The sequence below is a fragment of the Winogradskyella schleiferi genome (assembly GCF_013394655.1).
GTDB classification, from domain to species: domain Bacteria; phylum Bacteroidota; class Bacteroidia; order Flavobacteriales; family Flavobacteriaceae; genus Winogradskyella; species Winogradskyella schleiferi.
Genome location: NZ_CP053351.1, coordinates 3161622 through 3186150 on the forward strand (window position 1 = coordinate 3161622; position 24529 = coordinate 3186150).

At 34.5% G+C, this 24529-nt stretch carries 19 protein-coding genes; 7 read left to right on the forward strand and 12 right to left on the reverse strand.

Annotation, left to right across the window (positions count from 1 at the left end):
- The 12 genes from HM990_RS13750 to HM990_RS13805 form a co-directional block, all read right to left on the reverse strand.
- Complete coding sequence (locus HM990_RS13750; RefSeq protein ID WP_178989485.1) at positions 1–930, reverse strand: zonular occludens toxin domain-containing protein; 930 nt, start codon at positions 928–930, stop codon at positions 1–3.
- Positions 930–1952, reverse strand: coding sequence for a hypothetical protein (locus HM990_RS13755; protein WP_042269957.1), 1023 nt, complete (start codon positions 1950–1952; stop codon positions 930–932). The genes HM990_RS13750 and HM990_RS13755 overlap by 1 nt, the downstream gene beginning before the upstream one ends.
- Before the next feature lie 4 nt (positions 1953–1956).
- Positions 1957–2409, reverse strand: a complete 453-nt coding sequence (locus tag HM990_RS13760) for a hypothetical protein (RefSeq protein WP_178989486.1) — start codon at positions 2407–2409, stop codon at positions 1957–1959.
- Positions 2410–2509: 100 nt separating this feature from the next.
- Entirely contained in the window at positions 2510–2767 is a 258-nt protein-coding gene (locus HM990_RS13765; RefSeq protein WP_042269959.1) for a hypothetical protein, read from the reverse strand.
- A gap of 3 nt (positions 2768–2770) precedes the next feature.
- The gene (locus HM990_RS13770) at positions 2771–5464 is read right to left on the reverse strand and encodes a phospholipase D-like domain-containing protein (RefSeq protein ID WP_178989487.1); all 2694 of its coding nucleotides are present in this window, start codon (positions 5462–5464) and stop codon (positions 2771–2773) included.
- Positions 5461–7038 carry a hypothetical protein gene (locus tag HM990_RS13775; RefSeq protein WP_178989488.1) on the reverse strand — a complete coding sequence of 526 codons (1578 nt, stop codon included), beginning with the start codon at positions 7036–7038 and terminating at the stop codon, positions 5461–5463. The genes HM990_RS13770 and HM990_RS13775 overlap by 4 nt, the downstream gene beginning before the upstream one ends.
- Positions 7039–7046: 8 nt before the next feature.
- Positions 7047–8063, reverse strand: a complete 1017-nt coding sequence (locus HM990_RS13780; RefSeq protein WP_178989489.1) for a hypothetical protein — start codon at positions 8061–8063, stop codon at positions 7047–7049.
- Positions 8053–8430, reverse strand: a complete 378-nt coding sequence (locus tag HM990_RS13785; RefSeq protein WP_178989490.1) for a hypothetical protein — start codon at positions 8428–8430, stop codon at positions 8053–8055. Before HM990_RS13785 ends, HM990_RS13780 begins: the two co-directional genes overlap by 11 nt.
- Positions 8423–9985: a hypothetical protein gene (locus HM990_RS13790; protein ID WP_178989491.1), complete on the reverse strand. Its 1563-nt coding sequence runs from the start codon at positions 9983–9985 to the stop codon at positions 8423–8425. Before HM990_RS13790 ends, HM990_RS13785 begins: the two co-directional genes overlap by 8 nt.
- Positions 9986–9997: 12 nt before the next feature.
- The gene (locus tag HM990_RS13795) at positions 9998–11164 is read right to left on the reverse strand and encodes a 3'-5' exonuclease (RefSeq protein ID WP_178989492.1); all 1167 of its coding nucleotides are present in this window, start codon (positions 11162–11164) and stop codon (positions 9998–10000) included.
- A gap of 13 nt (positions 11165–11177) precedes the next feature.
- Positions 11178–13679: an Hsp70 family protein gene (locus tag HM990_RS13800; protein WP_178989493.1), complete on the reverse strand. Its 2502-nt coding sequence runs from the start codon at positions 13677–13679 to the stop codon at positions 11178–11180.
- Positions 13679–14299 carry an alpha-ketoglutarate-dependent dioxygenase AlkB family protein gene (locus HM990_RS13805; protein WP_178989494.1) on the reverse strand — a complete coding sequence of 207 codons (621 nt, stop codon included), beginning with the start codon at positions 14297–14299 and terminating at the stop codon, positions 13679–13681. The genes HM990_RS13800 and HM990_RS13805 overlap by 1 nt, the downstream gene beginning before the upstream one ends.
- A 120-nt stretch (positions 14300–14419) precedes the next feature.
- Between HM990_RS13805 and HM990_RS13810 the strand changes: the two genes are divergently transcribed.
- The 7 genes from HM990_RS13810 to HM990_RS13840 are packed head-to-tail and all read left to right on the forward strand — an operon-like array spanning position 14420 to position 24529.
- Positions 14420–14698, forward strand: a complete 279-nt coding sequence (locus HM990_RS13810) for a helix-turn-helix domain-containing protein (protein ID WP_042269972.1) — start codon at positions 14420–14422, stop codon at positions 14696–14698.
- Positions 14699–14707: 9 nt separating this feature from the next.
- Complete coding sequence (locus HM990_RS13815) at positions 14708–16561, forward strand: site-specific DNA-methyltransferase (protein WP_178989495.1); 1854 nt, start codon at positions 14708–14710, stop codon at positions 16559–16561.
- The gene (locus HM990_RS13820) at positions 16562–18328 is read left to right on the forward strand and encodes an RNA-binding domain-containing protein (RefSeq protein WP_178989496.1); all 1767 of its coding nucleotides are present in this window, start codon (positions 16562–16564) and stop codon (positions 18326–18328) included.
- Positions 18328–21453, forward strand: a complete 3126-nt coding sequence (locus HM990_RS13825; protein WP_178989497.1) for a type III restriction-modification system endonuclease — start codon at positions 18328–18330, stop codon at positions 21451–21453. Before HM990_RS13820 ends, HM990_RS13825 begins: the two co-directional genes overlap by 1 nt.
- 3 nt (positions 21454–21456) lie before the next feature.
- Positions 21457–21912 carry a hypothetical protein gene (locus HM990_RS13830; RefSeq protein WP_178989498.1) on the forward strand — a complete coding sequence of 152 codons (456 nt, stop codon included), beginning with the start codon at positions 21457–21459 and terminating at the stop codon, positions 21910–21912.
- A gap of 6 nt (positions 21913–21918) precedes the next feature.
- Positions 21919–22113, forward strand: coding sequence for a hypothetical protein (locus HM990_RS13835; RefSeq protein ID WP_178989499.1), 195 nt, complete (start codon positions 21919–21921; stop codon positions 22111–22113).
- Complete coding sequence (locus HM990_RS13840; RefSeq protein WP_178989500.1) at positions 22103–24529, forward strand: AAA family ATPase; 2427 nt, start codon at positions 22103–22105, stop codon at positions 24527–24529. Before HM990_RS13835 ends, HM990_RS13840 begins: the two co-directional genes overlap by 11 nt.

The following is a 24529-nucleotide window of genomic DNA, read 5'->3' on the forward strand; positions in this document are numbered from 1 at the left end:
CTAAATTGGACTACTCAACCCATCCTCGTGATAACGTAACTTTTCAGAAATCATTTTTACAATAGCCTCGTTCTTAGTTTTGTAAATGTTATTTCCATCAAAATCCTGTTCGTTTAAAAGCATCTTTACTTTTCTGCTTTCTTCCTGATCGATGAACTTTTTACAAGCTCTTATAAATGCAGCACGACTGCAACCTTTAATGCGTTGCTCTCGCATATTCACGTACACAAAAAAACTCTTCTGGATTTTATATTCAAGCTCAGTAATCTTACCCATTGCAAAGGCATTAGAACATAATTCATACTGCTCATCTACGATAAGCTGACCTATGCGTACCATTTGATATTTAGGAATACGCTCTCTATAGCGAGTGACATCATCCACTTGATGATGTAAGCGCAACCACGTACAGTTTTGCCATTCAGAGGTTGTGATTTTTGCTACAGATTGGTGTGTAAGCACAATATCAATCCCTTTATGACGCACTGTACAAAGTGCACCAATCATAGACTGTCCTTTTGCACCTGTCATATAATGGTCAATATCGTCTAGGACTACGAGACCATTTTTATAGTGTTTCATAATCTTAGTAATGACTTCTTTCTTTTCGTCATTATCCATAGGCGAACCATCACTATTAAATGGTCTAATTCTGCGTGAAGATACTTTGGTAAGTGCTTTTAAATGATTTGGGCTTACGGTTCTGAATTGTGGGTAATCATCATCATTAGTGTCAAAAGCTAAAACTTTGCGACCTTTCTTTCCTATCACTAAATGATCCATCATATAGTGTTTGATCTCTTGTTTGTTGCGATAGGTTTTACCAACACCAGTTTCTCCACAAACCAGCATAATCATCGGTTGGCGCTCTAAATCTTCTTTCTTATAGCTTATAGGCTTACGACCTCGATTAGATGTAGTTCCTGACATTACGAATTGTTTTGTGGTTCTTCGGCAACATCTATGATGGGAATATCATCATCGACTTCTTCGACTTCTATATCTTGAATGGTAGGTTCTGGTTTAATTTCTTTTTCTTTAAATGGCTTTTGTTCTGGTTGCGCTTTAACGCTGCGCTCTCCCTGCGGTCGTGAATCTCGCACGCTCGATTTCGCGAAAGCGTAATCAGAACTATCTGTATCGTCCTTATTTTCATCTTCCTCCTTAATATCTTCAATTTCTGTTTCTCCTTTTTCCTGACGAACGATGTCCAGAATGCGATTTTCAAGTAGACTGTTTTCGGCACGTACTTCCATAACGACTTGTGCCTTTTTCATTAAAATAGAAATAACCGCACCCATTAATTGCTGTTCTGGCGTAAGCTTTTTAGCTTTCTTACGCAGGACTTGAGCGAGTAATGGCCTTAAGAGCGCTTGATCTTCTTTATCAAGCTTGATACGCTCAACATTTTTATCATTCTGCTGATCTACAACTTGAATGATTTCTTCAAACTCATAGAACTCTTGATGCTTTCTGATTTTTACGAAATAACCACCGCCAACTGCAAGAACATTGTTAGACATTCCCAATATCGCATCGGCTGCTTGATTTGCTTGTGCGAGCGGTACTTCAAAATCTTGGTCGGTTACGGTTTCATCAGCTTCGGTATCAAATCCGTTTCCGTTAATTTCTTGTTCTGGAGCATCAAGTGGTTCTTGGGCTTTTTCCTTTTCGACCTTAGCTTCAACCTTAGTTCTAAAATCGGTTTGGGTGTTTCCACTGCGTCCAGGTTCTAGTTCATCAAGGGTTTTATGCTCTTGTTCTGGTTTCCAAACGTTCCAGCTTTTTTGTTTTTCTTCATCGGCTTCAACAGGACGCTCGCCACCTATGTCTTTTTCAATTACAGGTTGGTTAAGTGGACTACTATCTTCGTTTTGAAGTTGTTCAAAATTGATTTCTTCTGGAGTTGCGGTAAGGGCATCTTGTACCTCTTGAGCGATTTTGTCTTGCATAGGCTTAGTTCAATTTTGCGATAAAATTGATAATGTTGTTTTCGAGGATTTTGAATTTTTCTACAAAAGGCTTGTAGAATTGAGGGATGGAAAGAATCTCATCGCACTTGTGGTAATTGTATAGTATGGCACGTTTGGACTGGCTAAAGCTTTCGCCAATCTTTGCATAACTAGAATCTGTATATTTTTTGAGTAAATAATAACAGGACATACGAGCCTCACGATACTCTTGAACGCTGCTGGTGTAGAAGTTTTCTTCTTTCAAATCAAAGACTTCAATGCTTCGTGAAATAATAAAAACCAGAAGAAGTTTTACTTTCTCCTTGTCTTGAGTGGTAAGCTCTGTATTGCTGGTTAAACTATCAATAACCTCAATGGTTTTCTGAAGTCCAAATTTTCCAATTAAGGAATCTATACTCTGCTGTAAATCGTGATAATCGTGTGCTGTCTTTTTCATTGGGCAAGTGCCGAATTGTTTGACAGGCAAACTACTAAAAGTTGTTTTTCAATTTATTTACAAAAAGTTTATAGAAGATTTACTTTGATGTAAAATCTTTTTAATCAATTTTTTGCAGTATTTGATTTTTAGCTCTAAGGTATAATCTACCGTTCGTTTTCTTGCAAACTTTTACATTTTCAGCAATAAATTTAGTCCCAAGAGGATATTGTTCTCTAAATTTTTTAAGACACTCAATAACCATTGTAATTGGGACTTCTTGATTTGGTAATGGTCTTACACGAATTCTATTTGTTTCTTTATCTAAGAAAGATTCACACTTAATGTTGTCTATGTAATTACCGATTATTAAACTCATTTTTTAAAATATCTTTACTTTTTTACTAATATAAACTTCTTTATAAACACCTCCGTCATCTTCTTTTAAATCCCTATTTAAAATAGGCGAATAGAATTCCAATTTTGCATCTTTTAAGACTTTACGTATCATTCCGAAGCCCATTACTTTACTATACACAATACTATTAACCAGTTGAGCATTGACTTCCGTACCTTTTATTGAGGCTTCAATTAAACCTTTCTCAAATTTCAGATAGTCGTTGCAAAAGCTCCAGTCTAATAATTTGTCAGGTAGGTCTTTATGTTCAATATGTAATGAAGACAGATTGAATGTATTATAGACATTGAGTAATACCAATTCCTTCCAGTAACTGAACTTATTATTCCATACTAACTTATTAATTAATTGGTTACTCAAAATTATTAACTTTAGTTTTTGAGCTTCGTCAACAGTAAATTCAGAAGATTTTAATGAAATCATAATTTGACTCAAGCCTAAATCTATAAAATCAAGTAACCAATTCTTAGATGTGTAATCTTGAATGTACTTATTTGATATAATTGAATGTCTAAAAGTTATTGGTTCTGATGGAGTATCAACTAATTTAAAGGCTTTATTACTATTTTCTACGAATAGGATAAATGTGTTTAGTAGCGCGTAATCGACATAATAACTTACTTCATAATTTGATGAGTTGATTTGTGATTCTAATCGTTTCAACCCAAATTTACGTTCCAATTTGTGCAATTCATCTAGCTGTTTATAGTGAACTTTGACTTGAGATAGTTCTTCAACATAGACTTCGTCCCAAAAATGTAAGAGAATATGAAATCCCACAAAGAGCGCATTAAGACTTTTTGTGTCCTGTGATACTTTATTAATCCTTCGACTATCGATTAGAGTGGTAACCGCTTTAATTGTTTTCTCAATTTTACGAGCTATTCGTTGACCTTCACTTGCATTGATAAACGATTGCGTATGTTTTAAACTTATTTCCTCGTCCATACCATCATCGCCAGCTTCAGTAGCAAGCTCTTCTGCATTATCTGAGAGTTCTTCAGGATTCTCTCTAATTTTAAGAACATCAAGAAATTCTTCAACCATTGAAGTTATGTTGTCGCTTGTTACTCGTTCATCAAGGCTTAAACTTGCATTTTTATTGTATTCATTTTCAGAAATGACTTCGCCTTCATCTTCTACATTTTCATTACTTACCAATAAAGGAGCTTGAGATGTCGAGCTATCCTTAAAGACTTGCTCTTGATCTAAGAAATCTAATACCAGCTCATAGTTTAAAGAACTAAATATGTCTAAGTGTTCAAAACTTTGCAATCTAGCTAGGCGTTCATCTGGATTAGATTTTTTGAGGGCATTTACATTTTGAATCAGTCCAAAGGTTGAAATACGTTCTTGTGAACTTGCATCATATAAAGCGACCTTAAAAATGCTTTCGGTCACTTTAAGTGGTGTCTGGATTGTTTTAGAGTTAACTGTAACATTTATATTTTCAAGTAGAACATTATTACTGTCAAACGTTTTCAGCGCACATTTGCTATTAAACTCTTTATCTAATGAAACTTCAACGATGCCATCACTCAACTCTGCGTGTTTGATTTTTAATAGACCTTCGATAATTTCTTGATTTTCTGACTCTGCGTTTATAGTGTTTTTAATATCAAGTGATCCATTTTTAGGAATTTGAATACCCAACTCTTTTATAAAGTCTTTATGCTTTTTAGTACGAAGTGTAACAACAGCTTCGTCGTTTTTAAAAGCTCTATTACTTATTCCATAAGCCTCTAATGTTGCGTTGGCGCTTCCTAAAATAAATATAGTCTCCTCATTATATTCAATCTGAATAATCTTTGCGTGAAGTCGCTGTATGCTTTTAGAGTTTTCAGTATTAATAACATCTTTCCAGTCAGAAAACTGACAAATACTTGATGTGAAATCCACAGGTAATGTGCCATTGCTAGTATCAACAACGCAGTGTATTTCTTCAGGTGCTAAGTCATCAATAAGCTTTTTCAAAAAGGCTCCAGACTTATTATAATAAGGTGCTATAATTTTGATACTTTTTGGCTTTCGCGAAAGCGTACTTATAACCTCACTATACAAAGACTTTGTACTTTGAGTATAAAACATACTATACTCAATATCCTTAATAACAGTACTACTACCTTGATTATTTTCTAAATCTGATATCCATTGTGAATGTTGTGCAATCCAATTGATTTTGGTAACATTGATTCCCAAACTATGAGACGATAGTGACTGAATATATTGCCAAGCAGATTTAAAAATAGGCTGCGCATCCAATCGTTCTTTTGACGTGTAAAACGATGACCATATCTCATCATTATAGAGAAGTCCACTCGAAGTAATGTTACCACTACCTATTGAAAGATATCCCTTATCCTTTCCTACTAAAAATAGCATCTTAGGATGAAATGCTCCTGAAATACTAACTGGTGTAATACTGTAATTTGCATTGAATTTTTTAATACTATCGCCCAAGTGTGATGCGAGATATTTTTCTAGCATTGAAGCATCTACAAATAGATTAATATTAGTAATTCCTGCTCCTCGTAATCTTGGTAATATGAGTTGTTCAAAAAAAGCAAGGTCAATACTGTAGCTAGTAATAACGCAACTATGGTATTTGTTCTTTCCTGTACCTATAAGCTCTAAAATGTTAGACCTTTCTATTTTCATTCGGCAAGCATTTTTAAATGTTCTTGACCTTTTTGAGTTAATGCTGTACTATCTGTATCTATAATACTCAAATCGCGCATAAAGTCAACGAGTGTATGGATTCGTGGGGAAGAGTAATCATACATAAAATGATCTACTAAACGTATCATACCGTCTTCTCTATAGAACTTTGCGCTGTTCTGTGTAGCATTTAATTTTCTTAACGCTACAAAGTGATGTCTGTTTATTACATTACGTGTGAGAAAGTATCTTACGAACTCTTTTATAGTTAGGTCTTGTCTTGATTTAAAGTCATCATAAGAAACAAGAAAACTACTGGCTGTATGTATTTTGAACTTATTAGATATTTCTAATAGGTCAGCGTTGCTTGCGCTATTTTCTATTGCTAACTTCTGGATTGCGAGAAGCGCATATTGTATTTTGATGTAAGGACTCTGCTCATTCTTTGAAAGAAATACTAACTCTTGAATAGACTCTTGAGTAAACGTTGATTCAAAAAACAAATCTGACTCTTCATCAAAACCATCTTTGTGAAACAACTCCATAACTTTTAGGATGATCTGGTCAACTAATTCAATCTCGTCTATCCAGTTATTTTTGGACTGTTCATCTAAAATTTTAAGAAAAGAATCTAAGCAACCGGTACTTGAAACACTCCAAAACTGTTCAACAATAAAGAAATACCAGAGTTTTTGTGAGGTAGAGTAATCATTATTCCAGCCATTATTATAAATGGAGAAAGGAACGTTTAATTGCTCGTATTTTGTCTCGCTATCAATCTCATCTACATTAGACAATAGAAGCTTTATCGTGTCTTTTCTGAAATAAGTTTCGTCCTTTTCTTTAGGTCGATCTACGCCAGAAAAGAGCTGCCATAATAGCTGTTGCTCCTCACTATCATTTGGTATGTTAAGCATATTAAACTCACTACTCAATAGCTCTAGCTCTGTTTTAGTAACTACATTGTTTTCTATCGCTTTCGCGAAAATGTGAGATGTATTAGAAATATTTAACCCAAAAGCATCGGCTAATTGCTTACCAGAAATTTTAGTTTCGTGCTGAAAATCGGTACGAACATACAATCCTTCCTTATCGCCTTGATCGCCAAGAACGCCCATTTGTTTTATAGAACTGATATAATACTGACCAAGAACTCCTCGTGGATTTTTCCAGTACGACCCTTCACTTTTAGACCCTTCCTGAGTGCCTTTTGTCAAATCAATTATTTCATCACTCTCAGCATAAATTGTCAACGCTTTTGTAATACCAGGAACACCACTTAATTCTTTATGTGCAGCTACTAGTGATAGTAAAAATTCTGCTCGCCTTAAATAACTATTTTGCTTACTCCTCGATGTTGTTCGAACTTGAGAAGCATACCAATCAAAAAACCAACAATAAAAAGAATAGTAGCGTATGCGACCAGTTACGTTATTAAGTCCAGGCAATAGTAAGTCGAAAATACGTTCACTTGTAAGATTCAACCCTAGTTGATCTAGACCTGATATTGGGTAATGTGGTTTACCTAAAAATGGTGCTTTTACCTGTGCGGCTTCAAATTGTCTTATGCTCATATCTTGACTTAATATCCTTTTCTTCCATACTCCTTCACTACATCGATATGCTTATTATGCAATCTCAAATAGTTCTCTAACGAGTACTGAACACTTCCATTTTCTGAAGCCTCAAAGTGCTCTGGTAAGGGTTTGTATTTTTCTATGAGTTCATCATAGAGCTTATCTAGTATTAAAAAGTAATCCATAACAAATTCATATCCTGAAATGTCTAATTCCAATTCAACTTGTTTCTGTCTGTAGGATATGATTGAATCTGTTTTCCAATTGTCTGGAAACTCATAATAAATGGAGCCGTAATGATACTTTTGGTTTTTGAAGAACCAAATCAATCTTTCTCTTTCCGTTTTGCAATTTTGATATTCAATAAGACTTTCAGTGGCCTGGTCTTGAACTTGAGACATCTCAAATACACGTTCTACTTGACTAGTTAAACTATAAGCATCGCTATATAAATTGTAGTCAAAACATTCAAATGGACCAAAACCGTTAATTGTCTTGCTTAAGTAATTGAAGTTGTCGTAATACCAATTCTTTAACTCATCTACTTTAATAGGCTCATCGATCTCACTTATTTGATTCAACAACGCATCGTATTCCTTTTTTATAATGAGATACTCTGTGGTAGGTTTAAAGTCGTGGTATTCATCTTTGTTAAAACTAAAACCTAGGTCTATTGATTTTTCAAGCTCTGTAAAATTAGTAAGCTTATTGCATACGTAGATGTCATCTGCTGTTTCTCCATCTTTACTTTCAATAAATAAGTCTAAATAGTATCCAGAATTAGATAGAAAGGTCATTCCTTCACAGCCCTTATTGCAAGATTCACAAATGCCAAAAAACACATCGTCGAATGAATGACAATCATCACGTTTAGCTTGCTTAAATTTCTTCTCTAATTTTTCAAGAAAAAGAGATTTAGACACATCTTGATAAGGCTTATCATCATCGAGTAGTTCTTTTAGAGAGGCTATATCGAAGTTTTTGATGGCATTAGTAATTTTGTTTATTGAATTAATCTTCATTCTTTTCCTTCTTCTCGTAATTCTGTATTAATGAAGAAATGAAAGCTCCACCAGCAGCAGTCGCCAACCAACCCCAAATACCAACACCTGTTCCTAAAGCCGCAATGCCAATTCCACCAGTTCCAAAGACGAATAAGCCTGTTATAGCACCTAAAAAAGCTCCAATAAAAAGCTTATTATTAGTGGATTGATCACTCCACATAATTCGCTTTATTTCTTTTGTTTTTTCCTTGGTCGTTAGATCTGAAGATTGAACGTCCTTCACTTTCTTCAAAATAGCCATCAATTTTTCCTTTTTTGAACTTGATAGTTTTGCGATGTAGTTAATTGCTTTTTGTAGATTAACTTGTAATTTATTTTCATTCATCTTTATCAAAGATTTTTAGAGCGTCTACTGCAGCGACTTTCAACCCACCTTTCTGTTTTTCGTATTCATCAATATTTTTTAGACATTTTATAAGTACGTCTTTGGTTATTTGATTTTCATCAATTTTTGTGGACTTCAGTTCGTTAAGTATTTTAGATAAAAATGCCTTTCTTTTTTTTAAGTTGTTTTGAAATTCTTTGAAAGTGAATATGGAATCAGAAGTGTTATTTATTAAAGAAGTATTTGAAAATAAATCATTATTAACTTGACCTGGTTTTGCTTTAGTTTCAATCAACTCTTTTTCAGAACCATCATTAATTTTTGATTCAATATTTTTTACTGTATTTATTGGTTTACTTTCTACTTTAAGCTGAACTTGTATTGGCTGTTCAGTTTCTTCGTTGTAATTATTTTGATTAGGTATATTGTTTCTATTTTCACTTTCAGCCTCCTCTTTATTTGATTCACTATTTGCAAATACTTCATTACTAAATTCTTTTGTAACCTTTGGTTTCCAATCTAAATCCAAAGATTTTGTATTTTTCAACAACGGAGTACTTGAAAATGACTGTAACGATTTAGAGATTGTCTGAATAGAAAATGTATAACCAAGTATAAAGAGAACTTTTGAAGCTGATTCAGAATCATAATATTTCAATTCCAGAATATTCTCCTTAATAATTTCAATATTATAATGATTTTTTTCCATTAGTCTTTTTAGATAATAGAAATAGGTAAATAATAAGAATGCGCTTGGATACTTATCATTTTCAGATAAGGTATCTTTTAGCTTATTAAATCTTTTAAGCTCATCGTCATCTATAGTATTCTTATCAATATATTGAACTGCTTTAAATAGGCTCTTTTGGTTTATTTCTGATTTTCTCTGAATTACGAAGTTGTAAAAAGCACTTTTGGTAATTTTTTCAACATCCTGTCCTAATTTTCTCATTCCTATACAGGCGGACTTTATTAGAGCTTCAATATTTCCTTCTGGTATAAAGCTTGGCGTGGTATTAAAATCTACTAAGTGGGCTAGAGTTGAATCGTTCTTTCCTGGACTTTGATTATTTAATTGAAATAATGTTGCAGCTTTAAAATCACTTATAAAATCATCTTTTGGTACCTCAAGTTCATATATTGAGCAAAGCTCAGTACCTGCCTTATTTCTTAAAATATGGCTTCGGTAATTAGTAAATGATATGTAAACTGATGGATTGAGAGGTTCCGCTATTCTAAAATCGTTATTAAGCTTAGATGAAAGCAGCCTTGAACCAATATCTGATAAAGGTATAATAGACTTTATTCCTTTAAATTTTAATAACGGAGCATTGTCATAGTCTAAATTCCTGCTGTATTCGATTAGCAATACCTCGTGCTCTTGCTCATAAATAGGAACTGAATTTTGTAAGAAGTTTACCTGTCTATCTTCAGACAGCTTTTCAAATTCGTAATATGATAAGTGAATGATTCTATCTGATGACGTTCTTAACCTATCATATTTAATTAGGTAATTTAATTCTGAACGAAATAGAACGATAATTATATTTTTCATTTGTTTTCTTTATTAAAAAACGACTTCGTCGTTATCAGATTCTAAATTGTTTATTTCTCTTACCCTAGTGCTTAATAAAAACCTCTTAAACCCTGAATACATAGAACCAGTAAAGGTTATTAATAAATCTCTTTTAGCTCTAGATAAAGCAACAAGGATTACAGCGTTTTCATTATCCGCTTCTCCTAAATCAGTTTGAATACCAGGCAAAGCAACAGCATCAAAATCAAGTCCTTTAGATGAATGATAGGTAATCAAAACAATTTTGTTCTCAATATTAGCTCTCTCTAAAGATCCAGTACCATTACCTACGTACATTAATGGAATATCTTGGTTATTCAAGTATGTATTCATAGCTTCAAAATTTCTACTTGACAAAGCATAATCTGGATACGTACCTTCAGACCACTTTTGTTTCCCTTCCAATTCTAATATGGTATCGACATACTTTATCATATCATTTTTCTTAAAAAACAATACCGCGTTAACTTCTCCAGATCTATCAATATTAATTTGCTTAGACTCGTTCCAAGAGAACTTTATTTCTTCCTTGTAGTTATTTGCTTTGAATAACCTTATATCAGAATCTTCTCTACCTATGTGAACCATATCTGCAAATAGATTTGTGTAAACATTTTTTAAAACACCTATTACCGTTCTTGTTAATCGATAGATTGTGGTAGTCGTTCTCTCTACTGGATTCAGTTGTGCTACAATTTCCTCTTTAGTAGCGGGCTTTTCATTAAAGTTTGGGACAGAAGAATAAATAGATTGTGCTGCATCACCAGCTATAATTAATTGATCGCATCCTTTTTTCATTCTTTCTAAAAGAACAGTTGGTATATCTTGTATTTCATCACAAAATACTGCATCAAACTTTTCTCCTTTATAAAGGCGCTTATTGACATCATAGATTGTTATCACTGGAATCCGTTTTCCATTTAAAGCAGGAATTTGTCTCAAACCTGAGGCTAGTAAATCAATTAAGGCGTGTGTAAAAACAACTACTACAATACTGGCTTTAGGGTTTCTTATAACATAATCTGTTAAAGCGTGAAGTAGTACAATAGATTTGCCAGATCCGGCGTGACCTTGTATCCAAATAGGTTTCCCTTGTAAATCGTGTATTTCATCAATTATTTCTCTTTGCTCAGGACCTAACCTGGCTTCTTCTATCATCCACTGCATACTTTTATTGTTTGTTTATTTCTGGCTTTAATCTAATGATTGATTTGTCTGTAACTAAATCACAAATGATTCTTGATTCTTGATTTACTTTCAAGATAAATTTTAATGGGTTCGAGTTTATATGCTGTTGCCAATCAAATCGAACTTTTTCGTCAGTGACGTCAGAGTATAAGATAATTGAATATGTGCCAGCATCAATCATACTCTCATACTCCAAAGTAGGCAGCACTTCACCTTTTTCAAATATTAGGGTATGGTTATCGTTTTTGTATATATAGATACCTCCATTAAGAACTGATTCAATAATTTGTTTTCCAAATGCATTGGAAACAAAAGATTGGATTGCATTTCCGAACCCTACTTGTTCTTGGCTATTATTAGGCATAACTATTTTGTCTACCTCAAAATAATCAGCACATAGTGATCTCAAGTAAGGGTTTTTTGCTCCACCTCCAGATATAATGACATAGTTAAAATCATCTCTTGATAAATTAGCCTCGTTTACTGTTTTATCGATACTACTTTTAAATCCCTTAAAATTTTCGTTTCCATTAAAATAATTAGTCATTACATCATTAAACTCTGAATAACTAATATCAATCGAATTGTAATTACCGTAATCACGAGTATTACATTGCTTATTTATTTCTGATTTAGATAATTCAGGTAAAGCATAATGTACTTGAGCGTCCGTCCTAACCGATTTACAAAATTCAAGTTTTAAATCTTCACAATTTTTTGAAATAAAATCATCATTAATAACTAGACTATTGTCCTTCTCAAATAGCCTGTTAGCGATTAGTCTATTAATAAGATTACCACCCATATTACTATTTCTGTAGATAGCTAAATTTTCCGCAATGACGTTGTCAGAGTCTTTAACTAATCGAATGGCGCAACAATCAACCGTTCCTGCACCAACATCAATTACCAAAATATTTAGGTCATCCTCTAAATCTAACGCAAGATTTTCTTGATGGATGGTTCCTAAAAGAGAAGAAACAGGCTCTTCTATAAAAGCAAATGTTCCTTCTTCATAGCCTGCCTGTATAATATAGCTTTCAAGAAGTTCTTTTTCTTTTAATCCATAATTAGCTGGAGTGCTAAAAGAATAACGCTTTTCAAAAGGTAATTGTTTATCGTTTATAATTTTATCAATCTCAGCTTTCAATCTCTTTAAAAAGACAATTAGAGCATCAGCGGCATTTTTAATGGGAAACTCAGCGTGATCATAGAGTTTTGAAGTTGGGTAAGCATAACTTTTCAATTCTATTAGATTCTCTTTGAAGCCATACCAGCCATCAGTGCCTAAAGTCAAATCGGCTCTTCTCTCATTAGCATATTTACCTAATAAAAATCGGTTGTTTATTATTCCAATGATCGAAGGAACTATGGTACTACTAAAGGCAATTCCTAAATGATCTTTTTGTTCAATTTCAAGCAATTCCACTTTTAGCTTGTCATCTTGAACATAAGCTATGGAGCATACAGAACTAGATGTTCCGAAGTCTATTCCAATAAATGAACGATCTGTTAGATTTTGTATTGAGTCTTTTAAATTGTCTAAAGGACGGTATATAGCATTAATTCCTATTTTATTGACTTCTTGCTTCTCTTTTGGCAAATTCTTGTTCAAAAGCGAAAAGTCATATTTAAGATGTTTGCGAGGCCACAAACCATCTGTTTTATTTAATAAATTCTCTCTTATAATTTGAGAAGGAATATAATTAATTGAAGTAACTGCAGAAGCACTTCTGTTTCCAGAGGTAGTGTTTTTGTTAATGTCCGGAAATTTGGCTTCAACCGCCTTTTCTAACTGCGCTATTTGCGATCTCACACTAGTTGTTAAGTCAACCAATAGTAGCGACGAAGCGTTTGGGATAAAATTAAAAATATCAAGAATATTATTTTCTAAAACTTGATATTCATTTTGAGCGATTTCATTTATGCAATTTTGAATTACAACTAAATCCGCGCTATCAAACAGCGTTCTATTTGCGCTTACAACATTTGAATCAACGAGATCAAATTGATGACTATTCCAGTGCAATGAGACATCGTTAAACCTATTTAATTCTGGTAACAAAAATCCAGTTAAAGCAGAATGGCTATAATTCCAAGTACCGGCATTAATATCTAGAATATCAATGTTGATGTTTTTAATATTAGGGCAATATTCAAGAATATATTTTACGGTTCCGTAGGCTTCAGACCCTGGACCTCCACCAATAAAAACAGCAGAAAAATCTGCTTTAGATTTCATTAACTGCAAATCTTGCTCTAAAAGTATCTTATAAATTAATTGATAATAATGAGGCAAATAGGTGATTAAATAAGCACTTTGAATATTCTGTTTTGCATAATCTACGTAAACAGGTGGCGGTTTTCTATAGGAAGCTCGTAACTGTCTAACGTCTGGCTTTAAAGATTGTAAGTAATCCTTAATTTCTAGTTGCTCATCATTTAATTCATCTATGGCTTCCACAATTTTATTGTAAACACTCATTAGCTTACAATAGTTCTAAACGTTAGATTTATCCTTGAATCAGTTATTCTTTTCTGAACAGGAACTTGATGCAGCCAATTGTGCTGTAAAGCACCCTTCATAATGACTAAAGAACCTGGAAGCAACTCTAATTGAAGTTTCTGATTAGGATCTGATTTGTGTTTTAAGTCAAAACGTCTAGTAGCACCTAGGCTTACTGATGCAATCAATGGGTTTATACCTAGGCCTTTTTCGTCATCTGCGTGCCAGCTTACTTTATCACTGCCGTCTCTGTATAAGTTAAGCAGTACACTATTAAAATCTGACTCGGGCAAAAAACTTTCTATAACCCTTTTAATACCCAGCAATTCTTTAGTCCAAGGTTCTGGATTACATAAAATTCCTGAGTATTTATAGTTAAAACCTTCATAACCGTACCAAGCTGTTTTGCGCGGCACAGGATAGGTTTTACCATACATTTTTATCTCTTCTTGTCGCCAGTTAATAGTCTCCACAAATTTTTTGAAATAGCTATTAGCTTTGTCAAGAGGTATAAAATTTTCCATATACCAAATCTCGCCATCCAATAAATCTATTTTCTTGAACTCTCGTTCTTTTGGCGTCTGATTAAATAAATCCATAAAGCAATACTAGGTTAATTGGTATATCTAAAATTTAAGAGAACAAAGTAATAAATATTCCACACATATTCCTTAAATTGTCCAATATTTGTCAAGTCTTTTAATGAAAACTTTACTAAGATGATAGGTGAACACATACGAACACTGAGAGAAGCTAATGATATCCTATTGCGGCAGCTGGCTGCAAAGTTAGAGATGGATCAAGCAATGTTGAGCAAGATGGAACGTGGCGAGCGTTCCTTTAGAAGAGAAGATATAGATGCACTTGCAAAAATCTTTAAACAGCCTAAGAAAGAACTCCTTACGCTATGGCTAGCAGACAAGATTTTAAAAACTACAGAAAACCAACGCTACAAAAAAGAAGCATTACAACTGGCTATTGACCAGTTTGATAATTAAGATACAGGTATGAGTGAAAAACTAGATATGACAAGCCCAGACCTTGTTAACGCCAATTTTGAAAAACTAGCAGAACTATTCCCTAACTGTGTGACCGAAAGTGCTACAGGAAAAGCCATAGACTTTGACCTTTTAAAACAAGAGTTAAGTCACGACATCATAGAAGGTAACAAAGAACGCTACCGCCTAGAATGGCCAGGTAAACGTGAAGCCATTGTAACCGCAAACTTACCTACTACAAAAACCCTAAGACCTATACGTGAGGACTCTGTAGACTTTGACAATACAGAAAACCTGTATATAGAAGGTGATAATCTGGAAGTATTAAAGCTGCTGCAAGAAAGCTACTTGGGTAAGATTAAAATGATTTACATAGATCCACCATATAACACAGGTAAGGACTTTGTCTATAAAGATAATTTTACGGGCGATAAAACCGAGCACGAAGAAGAAAGTGGGCAACGTGATGAGTATGGAAGACGTCTTGTACCCAATCCAGAAAGCTCAGGACGATACCATAGTGACTGGCTCACAATGATGTACCCAAGATTAAAGCTTGCGCGAAATTTACTAACCGATGATGGCGTGATTTTCATTTCCATTGATGATAATGAGGTTGATAACCTTAGAAAACTTTGTGATGAAACTTTCGGAAATGTGAACTTCATAGGGCAATTAATTTGGAAAAGTCGTCAAAACAAGGATAATAGAAATATTAATGGTCTTTCTTCAGATCACGAATATATCCTTGTCTATTCTAGAAGTAGTGATGTTAGAGTTTTCAAGGGAACAGAAAGAAAAACAGAACAATATAAGAATCCTGATAAAGATCCTAGAGGAAAATGGGTTAGCGGAAATATGGTTGGACTATTACCTGAAGCTCAACGTCCGAATTGTCATTATGAATTATTGAATCCTGAGACAGGGATTATTTATGATAAGCCTAAAATGGGTTGGCGATATGATCAGAAAACAATGTCTAGGCTAATAGAAGAAAAAAGAATTTTATGGCCTGAAAATGTTGATGGTAGACCTAGACGTAAAGTTTTTCTAGCCGATGTTAGTAAAGAATTACCAAATTTCACATCGATGATTGGCGAAGGAATTTATACACGAAATGGCACTCAGGATATTGATGAGCTTTTTGGTGACAAATATTTTGATTTTCCAAAGCCTAAAGATTTGATTGAAATTTTAATATCTCAAACCACCGAAAATTCAGAAAATCATATTGTACTAGATTTTTTTGCAGGATCTTCTACGTCGGCACATTCTGTAGTTTCAATCAATTCAAATGATAACGGTAATCGTAAGTTTATTCAAGTCCAATTACCTGAGGCAATAGATACAAAGGGTAAAGCATACTCGGAAGGATATCGTAGTATTTGTGATATTGGGAAAGAGCGCATCCGCAGAGCAGCCAAACAGATTAAAGAAAAAACCAAAGCAAATATAGATTACGGCTTTAGAGTCTACAGACTTGATGAGAGTAATATGCAAGATGTGTATTATAAACCACAGGAGTATGACCAAGGGCAGCTGGATGCGTTCTCAGATAATGTAAAACCAGACCGCAGCTCAGACGACTTACTGGTACAAATACTACTAGATTGGGGCTTGCCTTTATCCTTACCTATTGAGCAAGTGACCATTGAAGGCAAGCACGTATTTAAAGTAGCGAGCAACTCACTCTATGCGTGTTTTGATACTGGTATAGATGAAGCTTTCGCGAAAGCGGTAGCCCAAGAAAAACCATTGCGCATTGTATTTAAAGACAGTGGCTTTAAAAATGATACCGCCAAAGAAAATGTAAAACAACTACTCAAACAATTGAGTCCAGATACCGAAATGAAAGTATTATAAATGGCGTTACCTATAAACATAAACGACTTAGTACACGGGCAAACCGTAGAATGGGAACGCCTAGAGTTTAAACAAGGCTGGAATCCAGAAGAGATTGTACATACTATTTGCGCATTTGCAAATGATATTAATAATTGGGGTGGCGGTTACATTATAGTCGGTATTACAGAAAATGCAGGACAGCCTGTGTTGCCACCTGCAGGTTTACAGCAAAATCAGTTAGACCAGATACAAGGTGAGATTGTGAGGTTAGCCCATCAGCTACAACCCAATTATTTCCCTATAAGTCAACCGTATGTTATAGACGGGCAGCACATTTTAGTATTATGGTGTCCTGCGGGAGATAACAGACCTTACACGGCACCATCTACTCAAGGTGGTAAGGCGCAACGCCATAGGTATGTACGCTCAGGTTCGCGCAGTATTGTCGCAAGAGGTGTACTAGATGTACAACTTACAGAGCTTGCGGCGCGTATTCCTTTTGATGATCGTATTAATAATCAAGCGAGTATAGATAATCTGGATCTTGCAACCATACAAGGGTATTTACAAGAAGTTAAGAGTGACTTATATGCAGAGAGCACAAGTATGTCACTTACAGAAGTCGCGCGTGCAATGCGCATTGCAAAAGGTCCAGACGAAGCGATACGTCCTGTTAATGTGGGATTGCTTTTCTTCTCTAAAACACCTGAAGCTTTTTTCCCGAGAACCCAAATAGAAATTGTGGTTCATAAGGATGATACAGGCAAGTCTTTTAAAGAACATATTTTTAATGGACCATTGCACGTACAGTTACGTGACGCGCTATCTTTTATAAAAAACAACATTTTAAGTGAGCAAATTGTAAAACATAAAGACAAAGCTGAGGCAGATCGTTTTGAGAATTACCCATATACCGCTATTGAAGAAGCGTTATCTAATGCGGTCTATCATAAAAGCTATGAGATAGGTAGTCCTATCGAGGTACAGATATGGCAAGACAAAATAGAAATATTAAGCTATCCTGCGCCAGTACCACCTGTTACTAATAAAGTACTAGAAACTAAAAAACGTATAGTTGCCAGAGATTATAGAAATAGACGCATAGGTGATTTTCTAAAAGAGTTAAGACTTACTGAAGGTAGAGGAACTGGTTTTCCTTCTATATATAATGCAATGGAAGAAAATGGCAGTCCTGCACCTACGTTTGAAACAGATGATGAAAGTTATGTGCTTGTAACACTTCCTGCACGAGTAAATGACCAAGCTCGTGACCAAGAACAAACTCCTACTACTAATGAAGCTACTAACCAAGTTAAAGTTCCTGTTTTCAATACAATAGAAGATATTATTGCTTTTAGTAACCAAGTTAGTAACCAAGTTAGTAACCAAGCTAAAGGTGAAGCTACTGTCCAAGTTAATGACCAAGCTAGTGTCGGAGCTAGTGTCGGAGCTCAAGCTAGTGATAGTGAGGATTCTATTGATTTAAGAAATCTTACAGACGGAGCTCGGGACGGAGCTCGAGACGGAGCTCTTAAAATACTTAATGACCAAGTTCATACAGAAGTTGTTGCGATACTTACTGCAGTAAAGCAATGGACTAAAAGAACCGAATTATTTGATAGCATAGGCTTAACGAATCGAACAGGGAATCGTAAAAAATATTTAGACCCATTATTTGAGTTTGGATGGATACAAATAGAGTTCCCGGATAATATGACACATCCTAACCAACGCTATAAAATAACCGCAGCAGGAAAACGAATTTTAGACCTTATAACAGCATAATGAAATTACAATTTAAAGAACAACAGTTTCAGGTAAACGCTGTAAAAGCAGTGGTAGATTGTTTTGAAGGTCAAGCTCTCAAGACAAATACATTTACATTAGAAAAAAGTAAGGAGCTCCTGCGCAAGGCAAAACAAGCCAGTAGTACAGAAATGACACTGCAGTTAGAGTCAGAACTGGATGAAGCCATAGGCTATCGTAACAGCACTATACAAATTACAGAATCGCAGATGCTTAAAAACATTAATGCGGTACAGCAACGTAATGAGTTGCTAGAAAGTGAGCAGATAGAACGACCTAAAAAAGTAAAATTAGGGTACAATCTTACTATAGAGATGGAGACAGGTACTGGGAAAACTTACACCTACATACGCACAATGTATGAGCTTCACGCAAAATATGGCTGGAGTAAGTTTATAGTCATAGTACCTAGTATTGCCATACGAGAAGGCGTTTACAAATCTTTTGAGGTTACTCAAGAACACTTTCAAGAGAAGTTCGGCCATAAAATAAAGCCATTCATTTACAACTCTAGTCGTCCCCAAGATATAGAAACCTTTGCGTCAGATAATCGCATAAGCGTTATGATTATTAATACCCAAGCATTTAATGCGCGTGGTAAAGATGCAAGACGTATTTATCAAGAGCTGGATGATTTCGGAACCAGAAAGCCTATCGAGATTATAGCGCAAACTAATCCTATACTCATCATAGACGAGCCACAATCTGTAGATGGTGTGCGCACGTTAGAGAGTATGCAGGATTTTAATCCGCTGTTTACCTTGAGGTATTCTGCGACTCATAAGGTGGAGTATAATAAAGTATATCGCTTAGATGCGCTAGATGCATACCAGAAAAAACTGGTAAAGAAAATTCAGGTAAAAGGAATCAACTTAAAAGGCTCTACAGGAACTACTGGATATATCTATGTAGAACAAATCTCATTGAGTAATTCTAAACCGCCTGTAGCACTCGTAGAATATGAACAACGCAGTGGTACAGCAGTAAAAAGAGTGCGTAAAAAATTAGAAAAAGGGGCCAACTTATATGAGCTCTCTGGAGATATGCCACAGTATAAAAACTGTGTCATTCAAGAAGTAGACGGTTATTTTAATAAGATTGTAGTAAATGGAGAAGATATTTATGCTGGAGACGCTGTAGGCGATCTGGACGAAAAAGATTTTAGACGTATTCAAATAAGAGAAACCATTTACTCGCACTTACAAAAGGAGAAAGCCCTTTTTGGGAGTGGCATAAAAGTATTGTCACTGTTCTTTATAGATTCTGTAGACAAATACCGTGTCTATGATGATGAAGGCGAGCAGCTTTTAGGAGAATATGCTCAAATCTTTGAAGAAGAATATAATAATGCGCGTAGTGAGTTTTTAGATCTTTTTAATCAGGAATACAACGATTATTTAAAAGACACCAATCCTAGTGCAGTTCATAAAGGTTATATGCCAGGAACCTTTGGTGCTTATCTTAAACGAGATAATGCTGAGGATGTACACGATGGCTATTTCTCTATTGATAAAAAGAAAAAGTTTGTAGATCCTACGGTAAAACGTGGCAAGGAAGACTCAGATGATATTTCGGCATACGATCTTATAATGAAAGACAAAGAGCGCCTGCTTAGTTTTGAAGAACCTACACGTTTTTTATTCTCGCATTCTGCTTTAAAGGAAGGATGGGATAACCCTAATGTATTTCAAATTTGTGCATTAAAACATAGTGATGCCACAATAAGACGTCGTCAAGAAGTAGGACGTGGTATGCGTTTATGCGTTAATAAAAATGGAATACGTCAAGATTTTGATACCGTGGGCGAGCAAGTACACGATATCAATAAATTAACCGTAATCGCATCAGAGAGTTATGAAGCTTTCGCGAAAGGGTTACAATCAGAAATTGCAGCAACTTTAAAAGGAAGACCACAAAAAGCCGAAGTGGAATACTTCCTAGGTAAAGTGGTGAAAAATGAAAAAGGAGATGAACATAGAATAGATGATTTAGAAGCAAAACAACTCAATAAATTTCTTTACAAGAATGACATTCTTGATGACGACGATAAAATCACTAAGGAAGGACGAGAACTTATAGAACAAGGTAAAGTCCCATTGCCTGAAGCGTTAGAAAGCTTTCGCGAAAGCGTAACACAATTATTAAAAGCAGTCTATACAGGCGAGGCTTTAATGCCCGAAAACGACAGAGAAACTATTGTGGTGCGAACCAATAAGAACTTTAAGAAAAAAGAATTCCAGGAACTGTGGAACAAAATTAATCTCAAAACTATTTACGAGGTTCAATTTAATAGTGAGAAGCTCATTACAGATAGCACTATTAAAATTAATGCAGACTTACATATCGCAGACCGCATTTACCAAGTTAAGACAGGAGAACTAGAAGACGGCTCTATGGCCGATATGAAAGAAGGAACTTTGTTTAAGGAAATTAATAGCGAGAATAATCGAATTAAAACAAATATTTATACGGACACAGTTTATGACATTGTGGGTGAAATAGTAAACGCTACAAATCTTACTAGAAAAACAGTTGTAGCCATTCTAAAATCTATAAAACAAGAAAAATTTGTGCTGGTTAGAAAGAATCCAGAAGAGTTTATCGCAAAATGTGGGAAGCTCATAAATGAGGTGAAAGCAAGTATGATTATCAATAATATCGTCTATCATAAAACCGAAGAGCGCCACGATTCTAAAACAGTATTTACTAACGATAAGTACAGTATGCGTCAGTCAGATCCACTTACTAAGCATATCTACGATTATCTAACTACAGATTCTGGTGTAGAAACACGATTTGCAGCTGCGCTAGAAAATAGCACTGAAGTTACTGTGTATGCAAAATTACCCAAGAGCTTTTACATCACAACGCCAGTAGCAAACTACAGTCCAGACTGGGCTATCGTTTTTGATAAGGAAAAAGTACGTGAGATATATTTTGTTGCAGAAACAAAAGGATCAGATTCAGACCAAGATTTAAGGGAGATTGAACGCTTAAAAATTCATTGTGCGAAGGTACATTTTAATGAAATAAGTGACAAAGAAGTGACTTTTGATAGAGTGAGTAGCTATGATAAATTGTTAGAAATTATAGAATTAAGGTAGTATATGGCAAATGAAGTAACTATTTATTTTGACAGTCCAAAGGATTTTGTTCCTGAGAATATAAGACCGCTCAATGGTATTGCGGGACTGTACTTCATTTTTAGTAAATCCATAGATATTAACTATCCGTTTGATGTTTCTAAGTTACTCTACATTGGGATGAGTGAGAAAAAGACAAATAGTATAGGTAGCAGACTTATTGGCCATTATGACGGCAAATCGAAAAACGTTGGGCTATCTAGTTATAGAGCAGTTGAACCGCTTTTTTTCACTTATATCAATTTTGAAATGTTGCGCAGCATTTGGGATTTCAGAGTTGAAGATTTAGAAAGTTATTTTTTGCTTGATTTTGTAGATAAATATGGAGTGTACCCTATTTGTAACAACAAAACAGGATACGAAATATTAAAAAACGAATTGATTACCAGTTTTAAAATAGACTGGGAATATTTTAAATAGTAACCTATGAGTAATAAGGTAAAGTCAGGTCAAGAAATTCTCGATGATTTCTTCGCCACCATTGAATCTATTGAAGGTGTTGATCCTAATATTTCAAAACTAATATCAGATCTTTATAGTGAGGGAACACTCACTGAGGCTAGGATAAAGAATGAACTAGAGCAATTACGAATTCAAGAAAGGAATAAAGATGAAGCTTAAACAAATCGACATAAAAGGGATTCGAGGTGTCAAGGATTCTATTTCTCTTGAATTAAATGGTAAATCCATTGTACTGTACGGAGACAATGGTATGGGAAAAAGTAGCATATCTGATGCTATTGAATGGTTCTATACTAATAGAGTTGACCACCTTAAAGGAACTGAGATTGATTTAAAAGATGCCCTAAGAAACATTACAGTTGATGATGATTTTGTGTCTGAAGTAGGACTTATTTTTAAAGGTAAATCTGATTATAATACTGCAAAAACCTTATTCAACAAGAGAGGTTCGCTAGACCAAGATTTTACTGTAAAAACAGATCCTATAAGAGACTACCTCGTTCAATCTAAGGAAGAGAATTTGTTATTGAGGTATAAAAGCCTTAACAAATTTGTCGATGACACTAAAGGTGATAAATTAAAATATCTTTCAGATATCATAGGTTTTTCTGAAGTAACCAAAAAAAAGGAGGTTTTGAGAAAAGCTTTCACATCAGTTAAAACAGAAATCAAAAAGCAGAATTTTGAAGGTTTAATAGGTTCAGAGAAAAAAACGCTTATTGATAAAATAGAAGCAGTTGTAAGTAAGGAAGAAGACTTATTTAAAGTTGTAAAAGCAAAAATTGCTTCCCTGAAACTGAAGTTGGAAGTCAACAGTATGGACGACTTAGATGCGTTACTAAAGCATCTAAAAACTGCGACAAACGAGAAGCTAGTAAAAGAAAATGTTTTTTTAGAAAAAGTCCAGACTTCAATTTCTGGGTTGCAAGCAGAAGTTATCAGTATAAACAACGAGTACGATACGTATTATTCAGAATTTCAAAAGATTGCAGCAGATGTAGAAGGCATAATGAAAATATACGTTGCAGAGCTTTTAAAGTCTGGAACTACGATATTAAATAAGTTTCATAAAAAAGATTCTTGCCCTTTATGCCTTGAGGAAAAAGATCGGAATGATTTATTGAAGGAGATAGCAGAACGACTTGAGGAGGCAAAAGAAGCCGAGAAAAAACTAAAAGTATTCAAGGACGCTCAAGAACTTGTTCAAACTGTATCTACAGAAAGAATTAGAAGACTAGATAATCTCTTGTCTGAACCACTTTTTAAAACGCTCGAAAATGAAAAGCTTAAAAAGAATATAGATGCGATTTCTAGTAAGATAAAGCTTTTGCAAGCAGCTAGCAAAGTAAGAGCATCTTCTGGAGACAAAATCGCAGATTCTAAAAATATCGCGTTTGGAGTGTCTGATTTTTTGTTCTTAGATGACCTCGCTACTAGAATTAAAAAGCTAAAAGAAACCATCAAGAAGGATAACGTAACAGAAATTTATTCCAATATATCTGCCGCAAAGGACGCCTTCCAAAAGATAAAATTATACGAGAAGGAAAGAGCTATATTAGACAATCAAAGTGCATCGTTATCTATCGTGTACAATGAGTTTGTAAAGGTTCAAAAGGAAGGTTTAGAAAATTTTATAGACACATTTTCTGCTAAAATTAATGAGTACTATCAATATATGAATCCTGACGAGCCTTTTCAGGAAATTAAGATAGTAACGATGGGAGAAGAAGACGAATTGAATGGAATCACCATTGAGTATAAATACAACGGAAATTGGGTTTCGCCTCCTCAAAAATACTTTAGTGAATCACATCTTAATTGTTTTGGAATATCATTCTTTTTAGCTTCAGTTGATGCTTTTAATGATATTAACGAATTCATTGTTTTAGATGATGTAATCTCCAGTTTTGATTCCAACCACAGAAAACGATTTGCCGAGCTACTATTTGAAAAATTTTCTGATAGGCAAATCATATTATTGACGCACGAAGAGGAATGGTTTAGAAACTTTGTAAAACCACTTGCAAAAAGAAAAAACTGGTTGGTCAACGAAATAAAATGGACTGAAGATAAAGGGACTCACTTTGAAGAGTCGAAAGGGGATTTGAAAGCTAGAATCGAAGCCAAGTTGGCAGCATCTGATATAGATAGTCTTGGAAACCCAATAAGACAATACTTGGAATCTTCATTAAAAGAAATATGTATAAATCTTGATGTTAAGGTTAGTTATAGACCCAATGAGGTAAATGAAAAAAGAATGCCCGACGAATTAATTAATGAACTCAAGTCTAGGGCAAAGGCAAAAAAAAGTGCTGGTTTAATAGATCAATTTCCAATTATTGAGAGAGTTGCTAGCTCATCCATTTTAGGGAATTTGCTTTCTCACGATAACCCATTCAATCCCAAGTTAGGAGATTTAAAAGCGTTTTGGTCTGATGTACAAGAAATGGAAAGATTATTTTATTGTCAAGAAGAAGATTGTACCAAACGGGCAGTTTCTTTTAGGAATCTAGATACAGTAACTAAGGAAATTAGATGTGGAGGATGCGGTAGGACTAAATATGATTGGAAATAA